This window comes from Embleya sp. NPDC005971 (genome assembly GCF_040629175.1).
Classification (GTDB): domain Bacteria; phylum Actinomycetota; class Actinomycetes; order Streptomycetales; family Streptomycetaceae; genus Embleya.
On the sequence record NZ_JBEXUX010000083.1, the window covers coordinates 1 to 24820 of the forward strand.

13 protein-coding genes and 1 pseudogene are annotated in these 24820 nt (G+C 69.8%); 6 read left to right on the forward strand and 8 right to left on the reverse strand.

Annotated features, from left to right (window positions below):
- Window positions 1-159: 159 nt before the first annotated feature.
- From ABZ374_RS42105 to rox, 6 genes and pseudogenes are all read right to left on the reverse strand, one after another.
- Window positions 160-321 (reverse strand): annotated as a pseudogene (locus ABZ374_RS42105) (signal peptidase I); the annotation flags it as partial.
- Complete coding sequence (locus tag ABZ374_RS42110) at window positions 314-1759, reverse strand: low temperature requirement protein A (protein WP_360322711.1); 1446 nt, start codon at window positions 1757-1759, stop codon at window positions 314-316. The pseudogene ABZ374_RS42105 and the gene ABZ374_RS42110, both read right to left, overlap by 8 nt.
- 183 nt (window positions 1760-1942) lie before the next feature.
- Window positions 1943-3958, reverse strand: a complete 2016-nt coding sequence (locus ABZ374_RS42115) for an IPT/TIG domain-containing protein (protein ID WP_360322713.1) — start codon at window positions 3956-3958, stop codon at window positions 1943-1945.
- Window positions 3959-4379: 421 nt separating this feature from the next.
- Window positions 4380-5318, reverse strand: coding sequence for a GNAT family N-acetyltransferase (locus ABZ374_RS42120; protein WP_360322715.1), 939 nt, complete (start codon window positions 5316-5318; stop codon window positions 4380-4382).
- Between the two features lie 127 nt (window positions 5319-5445).
- Window positions 5446-5943, reverse strand: coding sequence for an NUDIX hydrolase (locus ABZ374_RS42125; protein ID WP_360322717.1), 498 nt, complete (start codon window positions 5941-5943; stop codon window positions 5446-5448).
- A gap of 404 nt (window positions 5944-6347) precedes the next feature.
- Window positions 6348-7919 carry a rifampin monooxygenase gene (gene rox, locus ABZ374_RS42130; RefSeq protein WP_360322764.1) on the reverse strand — a complete coding sequence of 524 codons (1572 nt, stop codon included), beginning with the start codon at window positions 7917-7919 and terminating at the stop codon, window positions 6348-6350.
- Between the two features lie 911 nt (window positions 7920-8830).
- Between rox and ABZ374_RS42135 the strand changes: the two genes are divergently transcribed.
- The 6 genes from ABZ374_RS42135 to ABZ374_RS42160 all read left to right on the forward strand — a co-directional run bounded on the left by ABZ374_RS42135 (window position 8831) and on the right by ABZ374_RS42160 (window position 18735).
- A complete protein-coding gene (locus ABZ374_RS42135; RefSeq protein WP_360322719.1) occupies window positions 8831-10231 on the forward strand; it encodes an ATP-binding protein in 1401 nt (466 codons plus the stop codon).
- 5 nt (window positions 10232-10236) lie between these two features.
- On the forward strand, window positions 10237-13098 hold the full coding sequence (locus tag ABZ374_RS42140; protein WP_360322721.1) for a Z1 domain-containing protein: 2862 nt from the start codon (window positions 10237-10239) through the stop codon (window positions 13096-13098).
- Window positions 13086-14081, forward strand: coding sequence for a PD-(D/E)XK motif protein (locus ABZ374_RS42145; RefSeq protein WP_360322723.1), 996 nt, complete (start codon window positions 13086-13088; stop codon window positions 14079-14081). The genes ABZ374_RS42140 and ABZ374_RS42145 overlap by 13 nt, the downstream gene beginning before the upstream one ends.
- Window positions 14074-15837 (forward strand): AIPR family protein, encoded by a 1764-nt coding sequence (locus ABZ374_RS42150; RefSeq protein WP_360322725.1) that lies wholly within the window; start codon window positions 14074-14076, stop codon window positions 15835-15837. The genes ABZ374_RS42145 and ABZ374_RS42150 overlap by 8 nt, the downstream gene beginning before the upstream one ends.
- A gap of 217 nt (window positions 15838-16054) precedes the next feature.
- Window positions 16055-17941, forward strand: coding sequence for a DNA cytosine methyltransferase (locus ABZ374_RS42155; protein WP_360322727.1), 1887 nt, complete (start codon window positions 16055-16057; stop codon window positions 17939-17941).
- A 209-nt stretch (window positions 17942-18150) separates the two neighbouring features.
- Window positions 18151-18735, forward strand: coding sequence for a hypothetical protein (locus tag ABZ374_RS42160; RefSeq protein ID WP_360322729.1), 585 nt, complete (start codon window positions 18151-18153; stop codon window positions 18733-18735).
- 597 nt (window positions 18736-19332) lie between these two features.
- On the opposite strand, the gene ABZ374_RS42165 is transcribed toward ABZ374_RS42160, so the two are convergent.
- Together ABZ374_RS42165 and ABZ374_RS42170 are read right to left on the reverse strand one after the other, a co-directional pair.
- Window positions 19333-20103, reverse strand: coding sequence for an SDR family oxidoreductase (locus ABZ374_RS42165; protein ID WP_360322731.1), 771 nt, complete (start codon window positions 20101-20103; stop codon window positions 19333-19335).
- 1087 nt (window positions 20104-21190) lie between these two features.
- A complete protein-coding gene (locus ABZ374_RS42170; RefSeq protein WP_360322733.1) occupies window positions 21191-24241 on the reverse strand; it encodes a hypothetical protein in 3051 nt (1016 codons plus the stop codon).
- Window positions 24242-24820 lie beyond the last annotated feature (579 nt).

Consider the following 24820-nt stretch of genomic DNA (forward strand, 5'->3'; position numbering starts at 1 on the left):
CTCGGTGCCGACCACGGTCCAGTCCACCGCGGCGGCGGTGGCCCCGGGCGAAAGCCCGGGGCACACCCCGTCTCGTTGCGCCGGCACGGCGCTGCCGGTGTGGCGACTTCGGTGCGGCGGCTTCGGCCGTTGCTACCGGTGTGGCGGTCGGTGCGTGGTTCAGGTGAGTTCGTCCACCCGATAGCCCGGTACGGACGGCCGACGCACCGTCGGCACCACCGATTCCTCCGCGCCCGACCACGAGTGGTCCACCCCGTGGCCCCACACCGCGGGGTCACCCTGCTTCGCCGACAGCACGCTGCGGCCCGGTCGGTCAAGCCGCCGCGGGTGTGGGGCGCACCTCCGGGGTCCGGGTCGGGCGGGTTTGGCGCAGGTGTTCGGTCACGGTCATGGCGGTCAGCACCAGCGTGGCGGCGGTCAGTGCGGCCCAACCCGCGCCGGCCAGCGATGCGGTCAGCGGGATCACCACGACGGCGGCGGTGATCTGCGCGGCGACCGGTCCCGTGCCCAGGACGTGGCGGTGCCAGGCGTGGCCGAGCAGGAAGGTTGCCACGCCGGCACCCAGCCACCAGCGGTTGGTGTCGGTGCCCAGGTGGTGGATGCCGTCCGAGATGCCCGCCGCGACCAGCACGATGCCGGCGATCATCACCGCGTGCGCCAGGCCGAACGCCACGTAGCCGAGCATCTGCCGACGCTCCACGGACGCGTCCGACATGGCCCGTACGGTGCGTTCGTCGTCGCCGCCGAAGTACGTCCACCAGATGCCGGTGGCGACCGCGATGCCGAGCAGGATGCCCCCCGCGAGCCTCCAGTCGACCGGCCGACCACCCGCGCCGATTCCGACGGCCACCACCGATTCGCCGAGCACGATCAGGATGATCAGTCCGTGTCGCTCGACGAAGTGGTGCGGCTCGACCACGAAGCCGCGAACGCGTCCGATCACCATGGACAGGTACAACACGGCGACGGCCGCCGCCCAGCACGCCCAGGTGCCGGCGTCGGGCAGGTGCGGGGCGATCAGGATCAGCAGCCCGCCGGCCGCGTTGAACGGCGCGAGCCGCACGATCCCGGAGCGGGCCGAGGGCTCTGCCGCGGTCAGGAACAGCGCGACGTGCATCCCGACCGCGACCAGGAACGCGAGGCCGAACGCCCAGCCGTCCGGGTCGAACGCGTAGGGCAGATCCAGGCCCATCACGAAGAACGAGGTCATCGTCAGCGCCAGCAACAGCCGCACCGCGGTCGCGTCCGGCCGGACCGCGTTGGTCAACCAACTGAACGCGCCGAACATCCACCACATCGCCGCCAGCGGCAACATGCCCTGGAGCAACCCGCTCCAGCCCGGGTGGGACTCCACCTGGTGGGTGGCCTGGGTGAGTACGAAGACGAAGACGAGGTCGAAGAACAACTCGATCGGCGTCACGCCGGTGGGCCGCTCGGCCTGGGCGGGTGCTTCGGCGGGGTCGTGCGGGAGTCGGATCGGGATTTCGTCGGTGGTTTCCAGGGGGACTTCGGTGGCGGTTCCGACGGGGATTTCGGTGGCTTCGAGGGCGGGCCGGTGGGCGGGGTCCGTCGGTGAGGGCGGCGCCGGTATCGCGGCGTCGCCTCGATCGGCGTCGCCGGGAGCCGAGGAGGGTCTCATTCGTTCGCTTTCGTGGGTCCGGGTGCGCTCATCGGGGAGCCGAGGCACGGCACCGGGGTACGGGCCGACCGAGGTCCGGCCCGGTCCGATGCGAGTCGCGCACATGCGCGGGCCCATCATCACCGCGTCGTCTGTTTCGGAACAGCGCGTTCTCCGCGCGTTCGCGATCGGCGTAGCCGCGGCGGGCCGGATGTCCGGCCCGCCGCAGGTGTGTTGGTCGGCCGTCGGGAACGGCCTCCGGAAGGCCCGGGAGCGGCCCGGGAGTTCACCGGCCGCGGCTCGACCCGCCGGCCCGCCCGGGGTTCACGAGCAGAGGATGATCAGGGACGTGATCACGGTGCAGGAGGCCGAGGAGCCGTTGTTGGCCGGGTTGGGGTCGTCGGGCGTGCTCGCGGTGCGGGTCGCGGTGACCTCGTAGGCGAGGCCCAGGCTGAGCAGGGCCACCGGGGCCGTGAAGTGGCGGGTGGTCGCCGCGCCCTTGGCCAGCGGGCCCACCGTGCAGGTCACCGTGCGGTCGGCCACCGCGCAGTCGGGTGAGGTCGCGAGCATCGGCACCGGCAGCGGCGCGCTGACGGTCGCCGAACCGAGTGCGTCCGGCCCGCGATTGGTGACGGTGATCGTGTAGTCGATGTGCGCGTCGAACAACGACGGCACGCCGGTTGCCTGGAGCGCGACCGCCACATCGGCCGTGCTCGCGACATAGGTGTACCGATCGGCCGGAACGCTCGCGCTGGTCCCGCCGGCGGTGCTCACCCGCACGTCCACCTGGCCGGCCCCCGGCCCCGGCGGCGCGGTCACCGTGCACGAGGTCGCGGTGCACGCGAACGAGGTCGCGGGCCGGCCCGGACCGAAGGTGACGCCGGTGGCGCCCGCGAGGTTGCTGCCGGTGACGGTGACCACCGTACCGCCCGCCTCGGGACCGGAGTTCGGGCTGATCGAGGTGACCGCGGGCACGGCCGTGTAGGTGTATCGGTCGGCGGCCGAGGTCGGGCTCGTACCGCCGGGCCCGGTCACGGTGACGTCGACGGTGCCGGGTGCGCCGGGCGGCGCGGTGGCGGTGATGGTCGTGTCGTTGACGACGGTGAAGGATGCGGCCGGGGTCGCGCCGAACGCGACGGCGGTGCTGCCGGTGAAGTGGGTACCGGTGACGGTCACCGAGGTGCCGCCGGCCGTGGGGCCGAAGTTCGGGGCGACCGAGGTGACGGTGCGTGGTTGCGGGACACCGACCACGACGATGCCGTACGGAGTGCTCCCGACCGGGACGGTGGCCACCACCGCGGCGGACGCCGTGTCGATCACCGACACGTCGCCGGACACGGCGTTGGTGGTGTAGACGAAGCCGCCCGCGACGTGCAGCGTGAGGTTGGCCGGGTAACTGCCCACCGGCACGGTGTCGGTCACCGTGTTCGTGGTCAGGTCGACGACCTTGACGGCCGCCGGGAAGGCGGAGACGTAGGCCCTGGTGCCGGCCGCGTTCACCGCGACGTTGCTGGCGTCGGTGATCGGGACGGTCGCGGTGAGCGCGCCGCCGGCGGTCAGGTCGAGGGTCCACAGGCCGGACTGGTCGTCGACGGCGTACAGGTGTGTCCCGTCGGGGCTGAGCGCGGCCCCGTCGGGCGAACCGGGGAGCGTGATGGTCGCGCCGACGGTGGCGGTGGCCGGGTCGATCACGGAGACATTGCGGCCGGCGTTGTTGACCGCGTACACGTGGGCGCCGTCGGGGGCGACCAGGACCGCGATCGGGTTGGTACCGACCGGGATCGTGGCCGCGACCGTGTTGGTCACGGTGTCGACCACGAGTACGGCATTGCCCTGCGCGACCCAGAGGCGGCGGTCGGTCGGGTCGACGGCCATCGCGAACGGCTTGCCGCCGGTGCCGATCGTGCCGATGACGGTGTCGGTGGCGGTGTCGATCACCGAGATGCCGGCGTCGTCGAAGTCGGCCACGTAGACCCGGGTGCCGGCGTGGTTGGCGGCGAGCCCGTACGGGCCCCGGCCCACCGGGATGGTGGCCGTCGTCGTGTTGTTCGCGGTGTCGATCACGGAGACCGTGTTCGAGCCGGAGTTGGCCACGTACGCGGAGACGCCGGGACGGGCCGCGGCGGCGGGCGTGGCTCGGCCGACCATTCCGGCCACGAGGCCGGCGGCGATCAGCGTGACGGTCGCGAGCAGCGCGATCGGGCGGCGGGGCAACGTGGCGGATAAGGGACGGCGGGCGTTGCGGCGCTGCCCGGTGGCGGGTCGCGGGTGGTGCGAATCAGGGGGCTCGGCCAAGAAACCGCGGCGCCTGCGGCCGGGCGGTGCGTGATGGAGCGACATCGGGATCCCCTCCCTGGAGTTGGACCACACCGGGCCGTCTCCACCAGGGCACGTCAATCCCCGCCCCGTACGGCACTCGGGCCCCCACCCGAATCGAGACGGCCGCGAATCACGGATCGCGATTCGTCGGTGCATCGCCGGAAACGTACCGGGGAAGCGGGTGGCGATGTGACCGGAATGGCCAAATGGTGGCGCCGGGGCGGGAGTTGGTGTAGTTGGGGGAACCGCGCCGGACCGGGCCAGCGTCCGCCGGGGGCGAATCGGCGGACGTCCGACCGGACTTCGGGGGCGGGGCTGTTCGGGCAGCGGTAGCTGCTCGGAAACCGGTAGCCGCTCGGAGACGGGTGGCTGCTCGGAAACCGGTAGCCGCTCGGGAACGGGTAGCCGCTCGGGAACGCGTGGCTGCTCGGGAGGCGGCCGGCTACTCGGGGGCGGAGAAGATCATCCGTACCTGGGTGGTGCGGTAGCCGGCCCGGCGGAAGGCGGCGGCCATCGGGGCGTTCGTCATGTCGGTGGTCGCGGTGATCACCTCGGCGCCCCGGTCGGCGTGCAGGCGGGTGATCTCGGCGAGCAGGTCGGCGACGTAGCCTCGGCCGCGCAACTCCGGGACGACGCCCAGGTATCCGACGTTGGGGTGGTACGGCGTCGCGGACGGGATGGCCAGGCCGACCAGGGTGCCGTCGGCGGTGTGGGCGAGGCGCCACCAGTCGCGCTCGCCCGGGCAGTCGAGGTAGAAGTCCATCTCCTTGCGGGCGGCAGCTTCCGGGCCGTAGGCGGCCAGCCCCCGGCGGGTCTCCGCGTCCAGGCTGCCCTCGGCGATCCGCCCGAACACGGCCAGGAACGCGGCGTTGTCGGCCTCGGTGAAGATGAGTCGGCCGGACCCGATCGGCACGCCCAGGTCCGGCGACCACTCGAAACGCAACCGCTCGACCTCGTGGCTCAGACCGGCCGCGAGCGCGGCCTCGCGGCGCCAGGCGAGCGCGGCGGAGACGGCGGCATCCGCGCGCCACCCCTCGGTCAGCGTCACGTTGTACAGCGGCGGCCGCTCGGCCCCGGCCGCCGCGAACGCCCGCAGGCTCGCGGCGATCAGCTCGGCGCCGACCGAGGCCCGGTCCGCGACGGTCGGATCGACGTACAGGCAGTCCAGCGCGGCGGGATGCGCGCTGTCGGTCGGCCCCCACCACAACGCCCGGGCCAGGACCCGATCGTCCCGCTCGGCGATCCAGGTCCACTCCGGGCGGTACATCCCGTCCGCGGCTTCGGCCAGGTAGCGGTCGGCGGAGATCGAACCGATCGGTTCCCGGACCTCGCACGCGAGCACGCGAGGCAGATCGCTCGGGGCGGTGGAACGGAAGTGCACGGTGCCTCCGGACAGGCGGTCGACGGCGTTCGCCAGGAATGCGAAACGCGAAACAGGCGTCGAATATACGCGCGAAGATCGGCACCGGCCGGGGCCGGGTTCGGCGCTTCGGCTCGGGTCGGCGTCCTCAGCGTCCGGTCGGGTCGGGCCTCGGCAGGTAGACGGTGCGGCCGAGGGCGCGGGCCTCGATCGCGGCCGGGACGCGCGGGGCCACGGTGCTCGGGAGCAGTTCGGCGGCTCGGTCGAGGGTGACGAACGCGTACTCGTCGAGTTCCTCCTCCTGGATCCGGATCGCGGCGATCTGCTCGGGAGTGAGGGTGCCGCCGTCGAACATCCAGCCGGTCAACGGCCGCGGCCTCGGGTCGAGTTCGGGCACCCAGTCGATCACCAGCAACTCGCCGACGGGGAGGTCGAGTCCGAGTTCCTCGCGCAGTTCGCGCGCGCACGCCACGTGCGGTGGCTCGTTGCGGTCGACGAAGCCGCCGGGCAGGTTCCAGTAGTCCCGGTAGTTGGGATTGACCAGGAGCACGCGCCCCTCGGCATCGGTGATCAGGGCGGAGGCGGCGGCGTAGAGGGCGGGCAGTTGCGCGTACCACTGCTCGGGCGGAAGGTACTCATGGGTCATCTGCTCGACCCTAGCTCCATCCGGGCCGGCGGGCGGGAGGCCGGTGATTTTGCTCGCGCGGGTCCGCGTGGCCCGCGTGGCCCGCGAGCGCTGCGGCGTCCGCGCAGGCGATGGGCAGTCGGGGGGCCTGGGGCCGGGAGCGGGGGCCGTCGGCCATGGTCGGCGCAGGTGGCCGTTGCACGAACCGTACGGCCGCCTGTGCCGACCCACCCGTGGTGCCCTTCCGCCGTCTTCCGGTCTTCCCGTCGTCACTCGGAGGACGAACCTCCTCACGGGTCGACCCCGGCATCGGAGCACCACGGCTGATGCCGCCTCCGGTCTTGCGATGGTCGGTCGCTACGGCCGTTCGATCCTTCTCACGGCCTATTCGCTCGCTCGGGCGAAACCCGGTCGCTCGGGCGAAATCAGACGGCGGGCCTGCCGAACCAGCGGGAGAGATGGTCGTCCAAGTCCTGCTGATCGTCGCCGATCCAGGCGACGTGGCCGTCGGGACGTAGCAGGACGCACGGCACATCCAGTCCCGCGGTGGGATCCGCGAGGTGGTCGACCCGGTCCGACCAGCCGCCGACGGTCAGGTGTTCGGTGCGGTCCAGCAGCAGGCCGCGGCCGCGTCGCAGCAGATCGTAGAGCCGGCCCTGCTTCACGTCGATGTCGCGCAGTCGGCGGCCGAGCAGGTCGGGGCCCGCGCCGAAGTCGTAGCGGATGCCGATCGCGGTGATCTTCTCGATCAGATGGCGGTTCACCTCGTCGAAGTCCATCAATTCGGTGAGCAGTCTGCGTACGGCCTGCGCGCCCGGTTCGGTGGAGTGCAGTTCCATCTGGGCGCGGGTATTGTCCAGCACCTCTTCGGCGACCGGACGACGTTCGGCCTGGTAGCTGTCCAACAGCGTTTCCGGCGCCCAGCCGCGGATCTGTGCGGCCAGTTTCCAGCCGAGGTTGAATGCGTCCTGAACACCCAGATTGAGGCCCTGCCCGCCGGTGGGTGGATGGATGTGCGCCGAGTCGCCGGCCAGCAACACCCGCCCGACCCGATAACGCTCGGCCAGCCGGGTGGCATCCCCGAAGCGGGACAACCAGCGCGGGGAGTGCACGCCGAAATCGGTTCCGGCGATGGCGCGAAGGTGTTCCTTGAAATCCTCCAGGGTCGGCGGTTCCGCGCGCTCGCCGACTTCCGCGCCTCCCGCGCCTCCCGCGCCTCCCGCGACGGGGACGACGACGCTGTATGCCCCGCCGCCGAACGGCCTGAGCCAGAACCGCTTTTCGGTCTCGCCGATTTCGGCCACCTTGGCGGCGATCTCCTCCGGCGGTGCCCCCACTTCCATCTCGCCCATCAGCGTCTCGGTCCGCGAAGGCTCGCCGGGGAACCCGACGCCGAGCAATTTGCGCACCGTACTGCGTCCGCCGTCGCAACCGACGAGATAGCGCGAACGCAATCGTTCACCGTCGGCCGACTCGACGGTCACACCCTCCTCGTCCTGCGCGAAATCGACCACCGCACAACCACGCCGGACCTGCGCACCCAGTGCGATCGCATGTCCTTCGAGCAGCTCGACGATGACCGGCTGGGGAATGCCCAGCAGATAGGCGTGCGCGGAATCCAGATTCTTGGGCACGGGTTTGTTGATGGCGGCGAAAAATCCGCCGGCCGGCCGCCGTCTTCCGTGTTCGAGAATGCGATCCAGCAGTCCGCGCATTGCCATCAGCTCGATACTGCGAATATGCAGACCGACCACGCGAACAAAGGAAACCGGTTCGGTTTCCTTCTCCAGAACGAGTACCCGCACGCCATGCAGCCGCAGTTCGGCGGCCAGCATCGCGCCGGTCGGCCCGCACCCGGCGATGATCACGTCGAACACGAGGGGCGCACGATCGGCGCCGGCAGCCGGCGCCCGGAGTCCGGGGACGTCGCCCACACTGAAGTCTCGCTCGACCGGGTCGTTCGACGCCGGCTCGGGGGTGAACTTCGGAGAGTTCATGGATGTTGCCTTTCGGGAGTGCCTTGTTGGCAAGGCGCTCCCGGCGACACCTACATCGATCGCCCAACCGTGACGGCAGGGGGGAGCACCCATTTCGCTACAGCGTTCATGGGTCTCACCTCCTCGGGCGGGGTCACGGCCGAGTGCAAGCTACAAGCCACGACATCACCACGTCCAACCCTTTCCCAACCACGTGATCACAACTCCGAACGGTCCACGCGGTCCACGGAGCAATCCGGCGCGGCGGGCCGGGTCGCGGGAAGAGCGCAGGCGGGGATACGGACGTCTGTGCGGGCGACTCCACAGGCCCCGGCCGCCTTTCGGGATCGCCCGCTCGACCGACCTGCCGCACGACCCGCTGCGGCGGCACTCCATGAGCATCACCCGGGCACCTTGCTATGCGTCGGCCAAGATGTGGTCGACGAGACCTGCCGCGGAGAGTTTCCCGAGGCGTCCCTTGACGGGTTGACGCCCTTCTCGAAGGTTCCCTGTTCGTCGACGCTGTGCGGCAGATCCTGGCTGCGGACGGTCGAGTTCAATCAGCGCCCATCGGTGATCGGCGAAGGCGGCCGGTCTCGGAAGGCCCCGGTCGTTCTCGCCGATCACGGAAGCCGATGGATGCCTCCGGGGTGTGCGAGGGGCCGACTCGGTCGCCGGGCGCTCCCGAATCGGACGTACCGGCCTGTCGGCAGGGTGTAAGTCGTCTACGGTATGGCGTTTTTCGCGCGCAACCAGTTGACTACCCCGGGGACAGTTCCATGACCGACGTTCGCATACGCGGTAGTGGCGCGCGTGGTGCCGTCGGAGCACTGGGTGGGGATCGGGGGGAAGTGCCGGGCACGGATGGGCGTCAAGCGTTACCGCCGCACCCGTCCGCCCTGATGGAGTCGTTACGGGCGTTCGGTTACGACATGTCGACCGCCCTCGCCGATCTGGTCGACAACAGCATCGCGGCGGGCGCGCGGGAAGTGCGGGTGGAGTTCTCCTCAGATCCCGGCGCCGCCTGGGTCGCGATGGTGGACGACGGTTGCGGCATGACCGAGAGTCGATTGCACGAGGCCGTTCGCTTCGGCGGGCTCGGCCCGGACCGGCCTCGCGACGAGCGCGACCTCGGACGTTTCGGTCTGGGGCTGAAGACGGCCTCGCTTTCCCAGTGCAGGCACCTGACGGTCATGAGCCGAACCTGCGGCGGTACGACCGCGGTGCGTTCCTGGGATATGGATCTCGTCCGTGACACCGGGGATTGGTGCGTCCTGACGGTTGCGGACGAGCAGGCCGTTCGCATTGCCGAAGAGATCGGTTTCGCCGGGACCGGGACGATGGTTCTCTGGCGCCGGTTGGACCGCGCCGGCGACGGCCCGGTCCTGGCGAGGCGTCTCGGACGGACCAGGGCGCGACTGGAGATGTGGTTCCACCGCTTCCTGGAGTCGGGACGCCTCCGCATTTCGTACGGCCGGCGCGAAAGTGTGGCCTGGGATCCCTTCATGCGGGATTTCATGGCCACCCAGGACGCCGGCCCCGAACTCTTGAGCGGCGCCGGCGAGGTGGTGCGGGTCACGCCCTATGTTCTCCCGCACCCCGCGAAACTGACCGAGTCGGAACTGGCGACGGGCAGTGGTCCGCGCGGCTGGAACGCCCAGCAGGGCTTCTACGTGTACCGCGGCGACCGCATGGTCTCCGCAGGCGGATGGCTGGGGCTGCGGGATCTGACGCAGACACCCACGACGCGCCTGGCGCGGATCGCCATCGACATCTCCCCATCCGCGGACGCCCGTTGGCAGGTAGACGTGAGAAAGTCGCGCGTCCACCCTCCCGCCGAGCTGGAGAACCGCCTCTCCGCCTTGGCCGAACACACGCGCGAGGCCTCACGCCGGGTGTTTCGTCGACGGCAACCCGGCTCCTCCACGGCTTCCGAGGCAACCGAGGTCGCCGTCGTGTGGCAACAGGTGCGCCGTCCGGATGGCCGGGTGCATTACACCATCAATCGCAGACACCCCTTGACGGCGGCCGCGCTGCAGTCGCCGAACGCGGGCACTTTGGAGGCCATCCTGAGGCTCGTCGAGGCTTCGCTACCCATCGGATACATCGCGTTGGAGGCACAGGCCGACATGAGTCGCGTTCCCCAGGCATCGCTCGAGGGGGTCACCGAGGATCAGGCTCGAGAGGACTTGAAGTCCATGCTTGCGGCCCTCCCATCCGAACCGGACATGAAGCAGGCCGTCCTGGGCGTCCTTGCCGACTCCGAGCCGTTCAACCGATTCCCGACCTTGTTGGCACAGATCGCCGCGCACGACCCGGCGAACGGACGGTGACCCCCATGACCTCGGAACCCGCAAGCCTGGCACTCCAATTCGCCGAGAGCATGTTGTTGAAGGTCGCCCCCCGTGATCGAACACAGGAGCGGATCCGGGAGATCGCCGGTCAGGTTCAGGTGATGATGTCGACCCTGAAAACGGAGGTCTCGCCGGAACAGATCGCTCGTGAGCTCGAATCCCGATTCGACGTGTGGGTGCCACGCGAGATCTCGTTGTTGGATCCACAGGACCACGATGCCTGGCTCAATCAGCGCAGATACGACGTGGAGTGGGCGTACTGGGAACGCTACAAGACGTGGCTCTCCCACGAATCGGGCTGGAAGCCCCCGGCGGTGGAGGCGTTGGACGAGGCGACCGACACCGTTCTGGGCCTCATGGAGGACCCGATGCGGCCGGGGGAATGGCGCAGCAAGGGGCTTGTGTACGGTCAGGTGCAGTCCGGGAAGACGGCGAACTACACGGGGTTGATCTGCAAGGCGGTCGACGCCGGTTACCGGGCCGTCATCGTGATGACCGGCGCACACGAGAGCCTGCGGCATCAAACCCAGGCTCGCCTGGACGCGGAGTTTCTCGGGTTCAACACGAGCGTGACCCGTCAGCGGACGGCCGAGTCCAAGTACATCGGCGTGGGAACGCTGGACATGAAGAGTCCACCTCTGTGCCTGTCCATCACCTCTCGGGACAAGGACTTCCAGTCCGCGGTGTTCCGCAGTACGCCGGTGGACCTGCGTCAGGTGCGCCTGTTGGCGGTCGTCAAGAAGAACGCGAGGATCCTCGACAACCTGGCCAAGTGGCTGGGCGATTTCGCCAAGGGAACACCGGACGGACGTTTGTCGGACCTTCCCGTGCTGGTGATCGACGACGAGGCCGACTACGCCTCGGTCGACACGAAACGGCCCCGGTACAAGCGCGCACAGAGCGACCCCGAGCACGATCCGACGCGGATCAACCAGGCCATACGCAAACTCTTGGGGTTGTTCGAGAAGCGCACCTACGTCGCCTACAGCGCGACTCCGTTCGCCAACATCTTCATATCTCCCGAGACGGACCATCCCACCCACGGCGAGGACCTGTTCCCCGAGAGCTTCATGGTCGCGCTGAAACCGCCCTCGAACTACACCGGACCCGAGGTGGTGTTCGGTCTGGTGCCGGAGGACGCGGCGTTCGAGACCCACCCGCTTCCGGTGCACCGCCCGGTGACCGATCACGAGGGATGGATACCCGAAGGACACGCGAAGGGATGGGTCCCTCCGAGGTCACTGCCCGCCTCGCTCGACGAAGCGTTGGACGCGTTCGTGCTCTCGACTGCGGCGCGACGCGCCCGCGCGGAAATCGGAACGGCACGACGGGGCCACGCCACCATGCTCGTCCACGTGACACGCTTCACGGATGTCCAGACGGCGGTCGTTCGGCAACTCAGCGAACGACTGCGCGAAATGGACGAGATGTGGCCCGACCGCGGAGAGGCGGGAGCGCGGTTACGGGCGCGCCTTCGGTCCTTATGGGAGCGGGATTTCCTGTCGACGCGCGAGGAACTGACCGCCACACACGGGCACTTGGGCAGCGTCATCGGCCCCGCGATCGCCTACGACCGGGTCGAGGCGCACGTTCAGGAGGTGCTGTCCGACGCCGCGGAGGGTGTCAAGGCGGTCAACGGCCAGGCATCGGACGTCCTGGAGTACGAGTCGAGTGCCCCGGCCACCGTGGTCGCCGTGGGCGGGGACAAACTGTCCCGGGGCCTGACGTTGGAAGGCCTCAGCGTCTCGTACTACCTGCGAGCCTCTCGCACGTACGACACGCTGTTGCAGATGGGGCGCTGGTTCGGATACCGACCGGGATACCTGGACGTAACACGCCTCTACACCACTCCGGAGCTGGTGAAGTCGTACGTCCACGTCACTCGGGCCAACCGCGAACTCATGGACCTTATCTCGGTGTTGGCCGAAACGGGCAGCAGGCCGCGCGACGTCGGGCTGCGCATCCGTGACGGTCACGAACACCTCCAGGTGACCGCGGCGGCCAAGATGCGCAATACGAGGAGCATCTGGCTCACCTTCGCGGAGCGGCGGGCGGAGACCCTGCACATGCTCACGCGTCCCGATGCGCTGCGTGGCAACAAGGCTCGCCTGGATGCGCTGATCGATGCGATGACGCCCTGCGCGGTCGTCCCTCCGGAACTCCGGCCGCCCGACACCGGCCAAGGATTCATGCGTCGAAACGTCCCGGCCCGGGCGGTGATCGACTTTCTGGACGGCTTCGCGTGCCCGGGACGGGTCTCCCAGGCGAATCCGAGGAACCTCATCGATTACATCCACAGCCAGAATGCTCATGGGGAACTGGTGCGGTGGACCGTGGCGATCACCGGCGGAAGCTCGAAGCAACGTCTGGAGATCGCGGGCGAGTCCATCCGGCAGGTGCGACGCAAGCCGGTGGGGGGCGTGGTCGAGGCCGGCCTCGACTTCGAGGTCGGGGTTCTAGTGAGCCCCGTGCACGAGGCGATCGGGCTGACGCGGGATCAATACGACGACGCCCGCCGGATGACCAACGCATCGTCCACGTCGGATGAGGGGCGTCTGCCCCCTCGTCGGAGCCCGTCGAGGGAGACTCGCCCCAGCGGTCGCGAGTTGCGACGACGGCGAGATCCTGCCGAGGGCTTGTTGTTGATCTATCCCATCGAGACGACCGGTTGTGTCACGGGCGTCCCCGAGGGCCTCCCCCTCGTGGGCTACGCCGTGTCCTTCCCCTCGTCGCCGACGGCGAGGCCGCTGTCCTACAGGGTGACCGAGACGTATCTGCGCGAGTTGGTGACGATGTTGACGCTCGAGGACGAGGACCCCCAGGGGGACGACCGATGGGCGGATTGACCGCTGCGTCACTGACGGCGATGTTCGAGGCGGCTCAGGCGGGAGAGCTCCGGGGTGCGGGCGGCACACGGCGCCGTCTCCTGCCCGAGCACACCCTGGACATCTTCGTCGAGGTCCGTTTCCCCGACGGGGAATGGGCCTTGCTCGTCTCGAGCACCGAGAATCTGGGCGACCGGGAACTGGTCCTGGCCGCTGGACTGACGTGCCGTTGTCGCGACGGCAGCCTCGAGATCGTTGCGCAGCCGACCACCGATCGACACATGTTCTGTGTCCTGCTCGCCGATCTCCTGGACCATCTGCGATGGGCCCCGTACCGGGCCGCGACCGCCTTGGTCACCAGGCTCACGGCGTGGCAGGCAATGCTGGGACGAGCGCCCCGGGACGGTCTCGGCCGTGAGGAGTCGATCGGGCTGCTCGGGGAGTTGCTCGTCCTGCGCGATGTCGTGCTCCCCCTTCGGGGGCCTGCGGCCACACACGCGTGGACGGGGCCCTCGGGTGCCGCCCAGGACTTCAGGGCCGACGACTGGGCGCTCGAGGTCAAGTCCGTCTCGGTGAACACGCTGCGCTGCACGATCAACGGTGCCGACCAGTTGGACCGCTTCGGTCTACGGGAGCTGGCCCTCGTATATCAGGTGCTCTCCCGTGACGACGTCGGCGTGACCCTGGGTGCCCTCGTCGAGGAGGTGAGGGCGCATCCATTGCTGGGCGCGGATCGTCTCTTGTTGGACAACCTGCTTCTTCAGGCCGGATGGATGGATGCGCACAGCGAGCGGTACAAACGCGATCGGTACCGCCTGTCCCGCCGGTACTGCTATCGCGTGGGTGACGATTTTCCTGTGCTCGCCCCGACCGACCTTCCGCACGGAGTATTGAACGTGTCCTACTCGATTGACCTGTCGACCTGCGCGCACGCGTTGGTCGGCGAGCCCGCCATGGGCAACATCCTCGCGCCGCCTCCGAGCCGGGAGGGTTCCCGTGGCTGAACCGGAGTGGGAGAGTTTCGCGCGGTCCCTGGAAGCCGCCGTGGTCGATCGCGTTCCCGAAGAGTCCGCGGAACGCCGACGCAACGCCTTCCTGGAAGTGGTCTGCGACTACCTCGTCAACGACGGTGTGGTCGAGGACGTCACACCGTGCTATCTGCGCAAGCAGGTACGCCGCCGCACGCTGGAGGTCCACGGCTACGAGATCAGCGACCAGGGAACCTCGCTGGACCTGTTTATCGTGCGCTCCGACCTTGGGGCGGCGGCCTTGGCCCGCAGGGACGTCCAGGCGGCATTCAGCGCCGTCGAGGCCTTCGCCGAGGAGTGCGCCGCCGGCACTCTCGCCGAGCTGGAGGACACCAGTCCCGCATTCGACATGGCGGACACCATCCGCAAGGCATGGCCGAGCCTCGCACGCATGCGGATCTTCCTCCTCACCGACGGCCGGACCACGCTGGCCCACGTCGACGCGAAGACGGTTGCCGGCCTGCCGACCAGCTACGAACTCTGGGACATCGCACGTTTGTTCCGTCTCGCCACGTCCGGCCGCCAACAGGAACAGATCGTCATCGAGCTGGCGAATTTCGGCGGCCCCGTGCCGTGTCTGCCCGCGCTGCGAGGAGGCGAGTATCACTGCCTGCTGGCGGTGCTGCCCGGCCAACTGCTGGCGGACCTGTACGACACCTATGGCGGCAAGCTGCTCCAACGCAACGTCCGTGCCTATCTGCAGGCGCGCGGCAAGGTCAACAAGGCCATCAGCCAGACCGTTCGGGAGGCCCCGGGGCGATTTCTGGCCTACAACAACGGAATCTCCGCCACCGCGACCGACGTCGGGCTGGAGGAGGGGCCCGACGGCCAGATCATGCTCTCCCGTATCGTGGACCTCCAGATCGTCAATGGCGGCCAGACCACCGCGTCCCTGCACCACACGTCGCTGCGCGATCGAGCCGACCTGACCGACGTCCGAGTACCTGCGAAGTTCACCATCGTTCGGCAGGCCGATGCCTTGGACGAGTTCGTGCCGAAGATCTCCAAGTACGCGAACTCGCAGAACGTCATCCGCGAAGCCGACTTCGAGGCAAACAGCCCCTTTCACGTGGAGTTGGAAAGATTGTCGCGTGCCCTGTGGGCGCCGGCAGTCGGCGGGAGCACGCGGCAGACTCGCTGGTACTACGAACGCGTTCGCGGGCAGTACCAGGTCGCGTTGAGCGAGCAGCGAACGGAGGCCCGCAAGCGACAGTTCAGACAGGAGCACCCCTCGGCCCAGCGGTTCGGCAAGACGGAGGTCGCGAAGTACGAGATGTTGTACCTCCGGCATCCGCATCTCGTGAGCCGCGGCGGTCAGAAATGCTTCCAGATCTGGACATCGGATGTCGTAAGCGCGTATTCGTCGCCGCCTTCGGCCGCCTATTTCAGGGAGCTGGTTGCCAAGTCGATCCTCTTCGAGGAATCGCGAAAGGTGATCCGCACCCTGAACGCGGCCGACGATCACCAGGGATACCTGGCCCAACTCGCCAACTACGCGATCGCTCTCCTCGTCGACCGCGCGGGTGGTGCGGTGGACCTGGATCGCGTCTGGAAGTCGCAATCACTGCCCGAGCACATAGCTACGCTGCTGCCCGGACTCCTTGCCGCGATCCGCCCGGTCCTGACGCATCCGCCCGGGGGGGCAAATGTCACCGAATGGTGCAAGAAAGAAGAATGTTGGAAGGCCGTGGGCGCTGTGGACTGGGAACTTCCCCCGACGTTTCTGGGGTAGACGCGTGATGTCCATGTCCGAACCATGTGTCGGAGCACAACTCCGATGCGGGATACTGCATGCTTCGGAGATCGTTTCGGCCACGGGGCGCTCCCGCGATCGCGTGGAAGCGGTGCGACCACTCTCCGAACACTCTTTGACTTATGGACTCGGTGGATACCGGGTTCCTTGCGTGTGAGCCGTGGCTGGTGTCGGAGATCGGTGAAGGGTGGGGAGCGTGTTTTACGGGGTGCGCCTCGAGCGCAGCGACTATCTGAAACTCGCTCCGCACCCGGATGCCTGCACACCGGACAACTTCCCGGAATGGCTCGCACGCCGATCCCCCCACGAACGGCTGGCCGTCGACCTGTTCTCCGGGGCCGGCGGACTGAGCCTGGGATTGGAGCAGGCCGGATGGACGGTCGCCCTCGCCGCCGACTACGACGAGCGCGCCCGCGAGACTCACGCCGGCAACTTCCCCGGCCTGTCACTGCGAACCGACCTGGGGAACCCCGACGAACGCGACCGACTCGTCGAACTCCTGAGCCACGCCGAGATCGATCTGGTGGCCGGAGGCCCCCCATGCCAACCGTTCAGTCGTGCCGGAAGAAGCAAGATCCGCAGTTTGGTGCGGGAAGGTGTCCGCGAAGCCATTGATCTGCGCAAGGAACTCTGGCGTGCCTACCTCGATGTCATTCTCAGGGTGCGTCCCCGCGCCGTCCTGATGGAGAACGTCCCCGACATGGGGCTGGGCGACGACTTCTTCGTCGTCCGCAACATCGAACAGGAACTCGAAGACGCGGGGTACTACACCCAGGTCCGTCTGGTGGACGCGTGGAACTACCGGGTCCCGCAACATCGCAAACGGCTCATACTGCTGGCACGACGCGATGCCGAAACCTTCCCGTGGCCCAAACCCCACGACCGCACTACCCTTCGCGACGCGATAGCGGACCTACCTCCTCTCCGCGAAGGAAACACCGGACGACGGGAGTTCGCCTACCGCACCGAGGCGAACCTCTCCGAGTTCGCGCGCCGCATGCGGGCCGGGGCCCCCGTCGGGCGCGTCCACGACCACATGACGCGCCCGGTCCGCGACGACGACCGGGAGATCTTCGCGGGAATGAACTCCAAGTCGTTGTACCGCGACATTCCCGAGCACCTGCGACGCTACGATTCCGAGCACTTCAAGGACAAGTACAAGAAACTGGACTGGGACGAGCTCAGCCGCACGATCACGGCACACATCGCCAAGGACGGATACTGGTACATCCATCCCGAACAGCTCCGGACGTTGACCGTTCGCGAAGCGGCGCGCGTACAGACCTTCCCGGACCGCTTCCGCTTCGCCGGCAACCGTAGCGACGCCTTCCGGCAGATCGGCAACGCCGTTCCACCGCTGTTGGGCGAGGCGGCCGCCCAAGCCCTGCTGCCCCTGAACACGAGCGCATCCCCGAGTCCGTCCGAGCCGGAGGCGCGTCCCTACTGGCTCCGGGTTCGCGAAGCGTTGACCGAATGGGCCGTCCACGAGTCCACCGGGCCGAACTGGGCGGTGCTGCCCGGCTCGGACCTGATCCCGGCAGCGGCGGCCCTGTCGGCATTGATGACCACCGCTCGAACGGCTCCGGCGATCGTCGGTCGGCAACTGGCGTCCCTGCGGGGCAAACAGCGGCTCACCGTACGCGACCTGGTGGCCATATCGGCCGTCGTCAACGGCGAACGGGCCCGGCAGGGAATCGAGGAATTGCTGGCGCGCAAGCAGGAGCGTCCGAGGTCGATCACCAAGGCGGAACTCCCCACCGCATTGGACATGCGACCCGGTGAACAATCCCTCTATCGGCTGCTGACCGGCGACGACCTGCTCCTGGTCGGCCAGGGCTCCTTACGAGTGGCCGCTCGTGTCACCGGCTCGACATCGGACCGGACGAACCGCTTGAGCGACGGACGCGTCGACCTCTCGAAGATCATAGGAGCCGGCGAGCAGGCGCCGTTGCGCATGGCCGCGATCCGACTCATCGGAAGCTCCTACTGCCGCGAGTCCGACCCCATGTGCGGGTCGTGCCCACTGCGCACATTCTGCGTGAAAAGAGATTCCCTGGACACGGGGGCGACACTCTTGAGCTGATCGAAGAGGCCCCGCACGTTCGGTTCGCTCGGTGGCTTCGCTTCGGATCCTCCTTCCGCGAGGCGCGAAGTACCACCGGGCCGAGCATTCCTGGCGTGTTCCCTCGAGCACCCCCGAGCGCGGCCCTGTTCGGTCCCGGGCGTGATCGAACGGGGCCTTCGTTCCCCGTCGTTGCCTTGGGAGTACGTGGCGACGTTCGGTTCGACTTGATGGACCTCCCCGACCCGGACACCCTCCGCTGGTCCGATATCCGTGTGCGCCCCGACATCGCCACAACCTTGGCGGGGCTCGCATCGGTCAGCGACTGGATCGCGTCCGACCTGCCGACGAAACACCACGCCGGCACGGACGTCGACCTCACCTCATACGTCCGGACGGCCCGAAAGCGGGAACGGGCCAAGGTCGAGAAACTCGCCTGGGCACCCTGCGAGCCGCCATGCGACACGGGCTTCCCGTTCGGGTCGGCGATGACACCGTTTCCCATCCAGAGTGCCGTCGAGACGACCGTCGGGGGTCTGCAGGGCCCCGGCATCGTCGCCGTAATCGCGCCCACCGGTGAAGGAAAAACCCAGGCCGCCATTCAAGCGGTGGTGGCACTCGTCCATCCCTGCGATCCTGCGAGGCGCCTACTTCGCGATGCCGACGCGGGTGACAAGCAACCGGATCTTCGACGCGATCCAGGAATTCCTGCACTGTCACAACGACAAGACGGCGCTGCGGCTCCTGCTCTCGACAGCGGGAAGACATCTGAGGGAACGCACCACGACGTACGACGGCGTCGACATCGACGGTGACGGGGAGGGCCCGATCGACGCTGCCGAATGGATCGTCCGTCGACGGGGCCTCCTCGCTCCCCTCGGAACCGGGACCGTCGAACGTGTCCTGCAGGCCGGCCTGCGCTCCAAGCACGTGTTCGTACGACGCCAGGCCGTCGGGACGGCCCTCGGTCGCGTGACGACGTTACTCCGTTGGCTCATCGATCAGCCCTGGCGAGCGCAGCAGCTCAGATGTCGGGTGCGTCGGCGAAAACGATCTCCGCTCCTGGGCAAAAGCCTGGCGAAGCATCGATCGGCATACGTCGGCGATCGGTTGTTCCCGGAGTCGGGACCGCCGATTTCATCGCTGCGTCATTGCCGCGTCGTCGACCACGTGCGTGCTCTGTGGGAAGGCCCCAAGCAGGCGTGCCGCCTCGGCGGGCTGCCAGGCGTGTCGCCGAGCTCCTCGGCGTCCCGGCGGCGGGCGTCCAGGTCGGGGGAAGAGCAGCGGTTCGGGAGCCCTGCGGACTGGGAGGTCCCGTCGGCTCGTGCGGGGTCTGCCGGTGGTGTGGGGCTCCGGTCCGGGCTCGGGTGTGGGTGGGCGCGGACCGGAGCCGTGTCGTGGTGGCCGGTGGGTCAGCCGGCGGTCAGGCCGCTGTCGTTGTGCAGGATGGCGCCGTGCACGTTGCGGGCCTCCTCGGAGGCGACGTAGGAGAACATCGCGGCGATGTCCTCCGGCTGGGCCATCGGACGCGGGGTCATCGCCCGGCCGACCAGGTCCCAGTCCACGTCCGCCGGCATCTGGTAGTTGGCGACCAGGTTGGTGTCGATGCCACCCGGCGCGATCGCGTTCACGCGCAGCGGCTGCTTGGCGAACTCCCAGGCCAGCGACCGGGTCAACTGCACCACGGCACCCTTGCTCATGGTGTAGACGACGCCGTACGCCAAGCCCATCACCCCGGCGTTGGACGCGATGTTGACGACGTTGCCGGAACGCTCCAGCAGGTGCGGGATGGCGGCCTGGCACATGAAGAAGTAGCCGTCGATGTTGACGCCCATCATCCGCCGGTAGTCCGCCTCGGTGACGTCGAGTACGTGCTCGGCCCGCGCGATGCCGGCCACGTTGCCCAGCACGTCCAGCCCGCCGAACTCGGCCACCGCCGCCGCGACGGCCGCGAAGCACTCCTCGCGGACCGACACGTCGGTGATCCGGGTCACGACCTTGCCCGCGAGCCCGGCGGCCAGCTCCGCGGTTTCGTCCAACGCCGCCGCCGCGATGTCCAGCGCGAGCACGTTCGCGCCCTCCGCCGCCAGGCGCAGCGTGGTCGCGCGACCGACCCCGGAACCCGCCCCGGTGACCACCGCGGTCTTGCCGTCGAACCGACCGGACACGTGGGCTATCGACATACGTTCACTCCATCGCACGAGAGCGGTGTGGCGCGCGAACAGGCGCCCATGACCAGAGGTGACGGATCGTGCCATAGCCACGATGGGGAAACCAGGGTCATCGGCCGCTGCGCTCGGCGTCACATCGACGTCACATCGGTGCGGCGAGACGGACCGCGTTCGGGCCGCGATCCCGGGTCTGGGTACGGATCGCCGCCCACGCGGCCGGAGGTGTCGCGCCGGCCGGCTCAGGCATCGGCGGGCGCGGCTCGGGGCACGGCTCGGCCATGCGACGCGCGACCGACCGGGCCACCCCCGTCGGCCACCGGCCGCGAGCGCCCTGGACGCGGGTGGGCGCCGTGCACCATGGGCGGCCCCGATCGGGGATTGGCACGGCGCGCCGATGGGCATCTGCCGGCGGGGGGCGGGCGGGGCCACGGAGCAGGGGCGGGCCGGGCGAGCGGGAGCGGCGATTGTCGAGGGGCTTCGCCGGGTTGTGGGCTCGGGTCGGCGAGCAACGCCTACTTCCTAGGTGACGGTGGTGCCATGGGTGGGTGGCGGGGCTTGAACGGTCGAGGCGATGCGCCGTTGGCGGCTGCGAAGTCGGGTCCGGGTGAGGTGGAATGTTGCCGGATGTCGGGAGGAACGCGGGGGAGACAGCCCTCGGGGTAGAGGTCGAGTTCCACCTCGGCGAATTGTTCCGCCGTGAGTAGCGGCATGAATCCGGCGGGGTAGCGATGCATCAGGGGCTGGGGACCGAGGTTTTCATAGCCGTGTGCGGCACAGTTCAGGGCGACCAGGTGGGGGCCTTCACCGCACCCTCCGGGTGAGTACAGGCGGTCGTGGGCCAGGCACACGGAGCTGAAGGCCGGGCAGACGTCGTCTTCTGTCGGTTCGTGGAACTCCGGGTCCAGGACGACTTGAACGACGATCTCCTGAAAGTTGCCGCGTGGAATGGGGCGTGGATCCTGCCACAGCAGCTTCGCGGGGAGCATGCGGTCATGACCTCCGATGGGGGGTCGGGACGGCTTCCGGTGATGTCGCCGGAAGGCCGTGGGGATACGTCGGGCGACGGCCTCGGTGCTGTGGGTGGGTGTGTTGTGGTGGGTCAGAGGCCGGCGTCGGCCAGGTCGGGGTCTTCGGCCTGGGCGCGGCGGGCGGTCAGTTCCTCGTGGGCTTGTTGGAGAAGGCGTTCGGCGGTGCGCTCGCTGACGTCGAGTCGGTGGCGGACCTCCTCGACGGTCAGGTCGGTTTCGGCCGCGAGGCGGGAGACCAGGGCGAGGACGCGGTGGTCGCGGCGCGCGGCGCTGGTGAGCGCCGATCCGTCCGCTCTGCGGCCCTGGTTCGGGATGTCGTGGTCGTGGTCGTGGTCGATCGGAGCGGCGGCGCGGGGGGTTTCGGCGACGACGTCGATGCTCGGCGGGTCCACGGGCCGGTCCGACTGCGCGTGCGATGGTGGGTTCACCGGCCGGTTCGACTGCGCGCCCGGCGGGGGGTCCACCGGCCGGTTCGACGCTCGCGGGGTGGCGTCCGGCTTCGGGGCTTGCCGGCTGCTCGGATCCGAGTTCGGACCGGTCGGGCCGGGGGGCGCGATGCTCTTGGGTGCGTACCTGGGCACCGCGTCGGTGGGCGTGGGGTTCGGCGATGCGCCGGGCCCGGGGTGGTGTGGGTCCTCCTGCCAACGCACGTCGGCGGTCGGGGGTTGGTGCAGGTCTCCGTCCACCCATGACCCGGCCCCATCCTGCCGGTACGCGCCGACCCCGCCCGTCCGTGCCGCATCGGCAGGGCGACCGTCGTCGGTCCCGACGGGCGACAGGTCGGTGGCCGCCGCACGGGAGCGGAGCGGTCCTTCGGTATCCGGCGCGGTGGTCGGGGCATCGGGGGCGCGGTGGGCGTCGACGCGAGTGGGGTCCGGATGCGATGCCGCGATACGCGCCGCAGGGTCGGGGTCCGGGTCCGCGTCGTCCGGCCACGCGCCGGTCGTTTGGCGGTGGGCGCCCGCTCGGCCGGAGGACTCGGGGCGCACGTCACGAGGCGGGTTCGTGGCACCCGCCACCGCCCGGTCCGCGACATGCCGACGCCCACCGGCGCCACGTGAGCCGTCATGGCGGGTACCTCCGCCACCCGACGACGCGGCCCCCGCCTCACGAGGCGCGACCACGGCGCCCCCGGCAACCGTCCGGCGATCGGCCGTGCGCTCCGGCGACTCAGGCGACCCGGTCGCGTTGCCGACGCGGAGGGCTCCGGTGTCCGTCGCGATCATCGCCGCGCCCGGGTCGCGGTCCGCAGGCCCCGGCAGGCCGGCCGCCATGCCGCGAACGGCGGCCGCCCCGTCCCACGACACCTCCGGCTCGCCGGCTCGGAAGCTCGGCTCATCCGGCGGAGGCGCCGCCACGCCTTCGTCCCGGGCGGGCAACCGCCCGACCTCGGCGCGCCCGTTCGGCGCCCCGAGCCCGGAGGACGCGCCGGGGTACGACACCTCGGCCTCCAACGACACAGCCTGCCGGCCCCGATACGCGCCATCCGCGTACCGGCCGTCCCCGTCTCCACCGTCCAAAGAAGCCAACGGCTCCACGCCGTCCCACTCCCCCACATCCACCGCCGCACGAACCAAGGGACCGCCCGGGTACGACACCTCGGCCTCCGACGACACAGCCTGCGAACCCCCGTGCCGGCCGTCCGCGTCTCCGCTGCCCGACGAAGCGGGCAGCGGCGTGTGGCTCGACCCGTCCGGGTGCTCCATCGTGCCTGTCGCCCCCGGGGTCGCGGAGCCGGTCGGCGCGAGCGGGGCGGCCGGGTGGGGGTGGGGGATCCGGGGCGCGGGTTTGGTCATCGGCATCGGTGCGGTGGCTGCCGGGCGGCTCGTCGCGGCTCGGGTCGGGGACTCGGTCGCCGGTCGGCCGGGGGCTGCGGCCGGGGTGTCCGAAGCGGGCGAGGGTGGCCTCGGGGCGCGGCTCGGATCTCCCACGGCGGCGGGTGAAGTCGGGGTCGGGCCGTCCGCGTTGCGCATCCCGAGGGCCGGGTGGTGGTCGAGGTGCTCGGCGTGACGCGGGCCCGGGACGGTCGCAGCGTGCGTCGTGGACGCCGGGCCGGCGGGGGTCGAGACGGCGACGCCGGCCACACGGCGGGTCAGGGTCGACAGTGGCGTGCCGCCCTCGGGGGGCATCGTGCCGGGGTGCGGCCGGCCGTCTCGGTGGTGGGTCGGGGCGGTGGCGTCCGGGGTGGGCCAGGTCATGTTGGCGAGCCGGCCGACGTCGACCAGGACGCGTAGTTGCGGGAGCACGGCGGCCTCCACCTCGGCGTCGGCCAGGCGTACCCGCGCGGCCGTGCGTTGGGCGAATGCCTCGGCGCGGCGGTACCGGCGATCGAGGCCGCGCCTGGGCCGTGTGGTCGAACGACCGGTCCCGTCGACCCGGGCGACGGCGCGTGCCTCGGTGGCCTGGCGCAGCCGGTACAGCGCGCGGGCCGCGCGGCGCTCGCGGACACGTTCGGTCGCGTCCGCCGCGCCCAGGTATTCGTCGGCGGCGAGTTCGGCCAGCACGAGCACCCGCTCGATCGGGTGCAACCAGCGGATCCAGCCGACCCGACGGTCGGCCCGTTCGGTCCGCGCGTGCCGCTCCTCGGCCAGACCCAGCTCCCACAACACGGCGGCGATCGGCGCCCAGATCCCCAGCGCGAACGCCTCGCCGACGTTGGCCCCCTCACTGGCCGACATCGAGGCGGACAGCAGCGCGAGCACCCACACGAGAGCCCCCGACAGGCCCGCCGCGGCGCCTCGCGCGGCCCGCCGGCGAGCCCGTAGCGCGCAGACCACCGCGGCGAAGTCCAGTGCGACGAACGGCAGATACGCCCACGGCCCGTGCAGGCCCATGACGTCCCGGCCGAACTTGCCGAGTTGGGCCGCCGACAGACCCGCCGCCGCGGCCGCGACCGCCGCCGTCAGCAGGTCCTCGACCCGCCGCCCGCGCCGGTCCCTGGTCGCGGTCCGGTCGTTCTCGAGTGCCTTGCGGGCCTCCTCGGGCAGGGCCGCGACCCGGGCCCGTTCGGCGACCGCGCGGCGGCGGGCACGTTCGACGAGGACGGCCGAGGCGAGAACGACGAGGGCTCCGGCCAGATAGGGCCAGTGCCGGGACCAGTCCCAGCGCGCGAGGTCCAGCATGTGTACGACATCTCCTTCGTCCCGCGCGGGAGGCACGGGTCCGACTCGGGAAGTGCTCGTGTCGATGGGTGATTCGGGTCGCGGAAGAGGGGTCGAGCGCCGGTGGAGGATCCTCCGACGGTCGGAAGTGACCATCCTTCGGACGGGACCGTGTGTTCGATGCAGACGGTCCTTCGGTGGGCGAACCTACCTTCGCGGCTGAGCGTCCACTTTCGGCACCCGTCTTCACGTGCTGCACGCCGCTGCGTGTGCTGCACGTGCCGGTGGGCTCGGTCGGTGGTGCGATCGTCAACTTTCGATGCGGCCGTGGATACGAAGCAGCCGGAGATGTGACGGAACAGGGGCGAGGGGGCGACGAACGATCGCATCACCCGGGGCAATGCGATCAGGCGCCGCAGACATCACCTTCACCGCACCGGCAACAACCGGCACCCGCTCGCGCCGACGGGCAGGTACGTACGCGCCGCCGACCTGCCGGCACACCCGACCGACGCGCGGACGGGCCAAGCCGACCCGGCCGACGCACATGCGTGCCTGGCGCGCAGGCCGCGAAGACGCAGGAGGGCCCGGGCGACCCGG

Coding starts and splice junctions, on each gene's coding strand:
- ABZ374_RS42140 (WP_360322721.1), top strand. CDS start 10,237: ATGACCTCGGAACCCGCAAGCCTGGCACTCCAATTCGCCGAGAGCATG.
- rox (WP_360322764.1), bottom strand. CDS start 7,919: ATGAACTCTCCGAAGTTCACCCCCGAGCCGGCGTCGAACGACCCGGTC.
- ABZ374_RS42165 (WP_360322731.1), bottom strand. CDS start 20,103: ATGTCGATAGCCCACGTGTCCGGTCGGTTCGACGGCAAGACCGCGGTG.
- ABZ374_RS42170 (WP_360322733.1), bottom strand. CDS start 24,241: ATGCTGGACCTCGCGCGCTGGGACTGGTCCCGGCACTGGCCCTATCTG.
- ABZ374_RS42110 (WP_360322711.1), bottom strand. CDS start 1,759: ATGATGGGCCCGCGCATGTGCGCGACTCGCATCGGACCGGGCCGGACC.
- ABZ374_RS42125 (WP_360322717.1), bottom strand. CDS start 5,943: ATGACCCATGAGTACCTTCCGCCCGAGCAGTGGTACGCGCAACTGCCC.
- ABZ374_RS42115 (WP_360322713.1), bottom strand. CDS start 3,958: ATGTCGCTCCATCACGCACCGCCCGGCCGCAGGCGCCGCGGTTTCTTG.
- ABZ374_RS42135 (WP_360322719.1), top strand. CDS start 8,831: ATGTCGACCGCCCTCGCCGATCTGGTCGACAACAGCATCGCGGCGGGC.
- ABZ374_RS42160 (WP_360322729.1), top strand. CDS start 18,151: ATGGACCTCCCCGACCCGGACACCCTCCGCTGGTCCGATATCCGTGTG.
- ABZ374_RS42145 (WP_360322723.1), top strand. CDS start 13,086: ATGGGCGGATTGACCGCTGCGTCACTGACGGCGATGTTCGAGGCGGCT.